Source organism: Streptococcus infantis ATCC 700779, from assembly GCF_000187465.1.
Taxonomy (GTDB): Bacteria; Bacillota; Bacilli; order Lactobacillales; family Streptococcaceae; genus Streptococcus; species Streptococcus infantis.
In genome coordinates, this window is record NZ_GL732445.1 from 1 (window position 1) to 706 (window position 706).

Genomic DNA, 706 nt, shown 5'->3' on the forward strand with positions numbered 1-706 from the left:
CCAATCGGGAAGACAGGATTCGAACCTGCGACACCTTGGTCCCAAACCAAGTACTCTACCAAGCTGAGCTACTTCCCGAGTTTAATGTTTAATGCACCCTAGAGGAGTCGAACCTCTAACCGCCTGATTCGTAGTCAGGTACTCTATCCAGTTGAGCTAAGGGTGCTCTTCAATATATGCCGAGGACCGGAATCGAACCGGTACGATCGTTACCAATCGCAGGATTTTAAGTCCTGTGCGTCTGCCAGTTCCGCCACCCCGGCCTCTATAAGCGAACGACGGGATTCGAACCCGCGACCCCCACCTTGGCAAGGTGGTGTTCTACCACTGAACTACGTTCGCATCGACTCTGGTTTATATTAAAAAAAATGCCGGCTACATGACTTGAACACGCGACCCTCTGATTACAAATCAGATGCTCTACCAACTGAGCTAAGCCGGCTGATTTCTATTATGCGGGTTAAGGGACTTGAACCCCCACGCCGTTAAGCGCCAGATCCTAAATCTGGTGCGTCTGCCAATTCCGCCAAACCCGCAAATATGACCCGTACTGGGCTCGAACCAGTGACCCATTGATTAAAAGTCAATTGCTCTACCAACTGAGCTAACGAGTCAAATAACTTTCGTTATTACGGTCCCGACGGGAATCGAACCCGCGATCTTCGCCGTGACAGGGCGACGTGATAACCGCTACACTACGGGACCT

At 51.0% G+C, this 706-nt stretch carries 8 tRNA genes; all 8 read right to left on the reverse strand.

Features of this window, described 5'->3' with window-relative positions:
* Positions 1-4: 4 nt before the first annotated feature.
* A tRNA-Pro gene (locus tag HMPREF9423_RS11670) sits at positions 5-78 on the reverse strand.
* Positions 79-92: 14 nt separating this feature from the next.
* Positions 93-166: transfer RNA gene (locus HMPREF9423_RS11675), tRNA-Arg, on the reverse strand.
* Positions 167-177: 11 nt separating this feature from the next.
* A tRNA-Leu gene (locus HMPREF9423_RS11680) sits at positions 178-263 on the reverse strand.
* A gap of 7 nt (positions 264-270) precedes the next feature.
* Positions 271-342, reverse strand: a tRNA-Gly gene (locus HMPREF9423_RS11685).
* A gap of 27 nt (positions 343-369) precedes the next feature.
* Positions 370-442 (reverse strand) — tRNA-Thr (locus HMPREF9423_RS11690).
* 12 nt (positions 443-454) lie between these two features.
* Positions 455-536 (reverse strand) — tRNA-Leu (locus HMPREF9423_RS11695).
* Between the two features lie 5 nt (positions 537-541).
* A tRNA-Lys gene (locus tag HMPREF9423_RS11700) sits at positions 542-614 on the reverse strand.
* Between the two features lie 18 nt (positions 615-632).
* A tRNA-Asp gene (locus tag HMPREF9423_RS11705) sits at positions 633-705 on the reverse strand.
* Between the last annotated feature and the right edge of the window lies 1 nt (position 706).